This window comes from Bradyrhizobium sp. UFLA03-84 (assembly GCF_002289535.1).
Lineage (GTDB): Bacteria > Pseudomonadota > Alphaproteobacteria > Rhizobiales > Xanthobacteraceae > Bradyrhizobium > Bradyrhizobium viridifuturi.
Genome location: NZ_NSJY01000021.1, coordinates 1 through 1,365, shown reverse-complemented (window position 1 = coordinate 1,365; position 1,365 = coordinate 1). Strand labels below are relative to the sequence as shown.

Genomic DNA, 1,365 nt, shown 5'->3' with positions numbered 1-1,365 from the left:
GCCGAAATGTATGGTCCACTCCGTCCGTGCAAGGCTTTTCGGTCTCGTAACGAGCACAGTCTGCTTAAATGTATCCGGCCTCTCGCGAGTGAGCTGCGGTTGCAGCCAGGCCAAGATGAGATACGCGCGCGCTGTTCCTGGATAGCTTCGTCGTGCTGGAGCACGCTTTCGGCAGGAAGGCTTACAGTGCGCCGATCAACTGTCTCGTCATCGTTTCCTCGAGCCTCGCAGTCTGTCGACCTAGAACTCTACGCCACCGTGGGATCACGGCGTTCGTAGGTTGCTCCCGGCCGATTGAGAATCACCCATGCGACGCGAGCGATCTTTGCTGCCAATGCAACCGTGACTTTGTTGATGTGCATGCGCTTCTGCAAGGTGTCGATCCAGGCGCCGAGCCGGTCTCGGCTGCGATCAAGGTGGATGACACAGGATCGTGCGCCGTGGATGAGCAAGCGCCGCAAGTAGCGGTTCCCTCGGCGGCTGATTCCCAGCAGTGTCGTCTTTCCGCCAGTGGAATGCTGTCTTGGGACGAGGCCCAGCCAAGCTGCCATGTCTCGTGCCGTGCGGAACTGCCGACCGTCTCCAGCCGAAGCCAGGATTGCGGTGGCGATGAGTGGGCCGATGCCGGGTACGGTCATCAGCCGTCGAGATCGCTCGTCCTGTGCAGCATTTGCTTCAATCTCACGGGTGACTTCGGTGATCCGCTCTTCGAGATGGCGCAGATCGCCGAACAGATCTCCCAGCAGCCGGCGCATCATCGGCGTCAGGTCGTTTTCCTCGTTGGCCAGTACTCGCGGCATGTCTGCCTTGAATTTACCCACACCCTGATGGATTGCGACGCCGAACTCGATACACAGCGCTCGCATCTGGCAGATCAGCCGGGTTCGCCCGGTTACCATGCGGTCGCGGATACGGTGAAGCGCTTGCAGCTCCGCCTGCGTCTCCGTCTTGATCTCAACAAAGCGCATGGTCGGCCGCGTGACAGCCTCGGCGATCGCAGCCGCGTCGATCACGTCGTTCTTATTCGACTTGACATAGGGCTTCACAAATTGGGCCGGAATGATGCGAACACGATGCCCAAATGTCTGCAGGTGACGTGCCAGCCATTGTGAACCGGGGCAGGCCTCCATACCAATCAGCGCTGGTTGAGCCTCTCTAAAGAACTGCAGCAGCTTATCGCGTCGGAATTTCCAGTTGCCGATAATCGCGCCATCGGCATCGGCTCCTGCGATGTGGAAGACGTTCTTGCCAAGATCGACTCCATAGACCGCCACGTTCGTTGGTTCGCGATTTGCCATGACCACTCCTCCTTGTCTGCACCGCCATTGTTGCACTGGGAGGACGGAGTGGACCATCCCATTAGCT

Annotated in this window: 1 protein-coding gene; it reads right to left on the bottom strand. The window is 59.1% G+C overall.

Features of this window, described 5'->3' with window-relative positions:
* Positions 1–248: 248 nt before the first annotated feature.
* On the bottom strand, positions 249–1,298 hold the full coding sequence (locus tag CK489_RS40470) for an IS110 family RNA-guided transposase (RefSeq protein ID WP_095731027.1): 1,050 nt from the start codon (positions 1,296–1,298) through the stop codon (positions 249–251).
* Between the last annotated feature and the right edge of the window lie 67 nt (positions 1,299–1,365).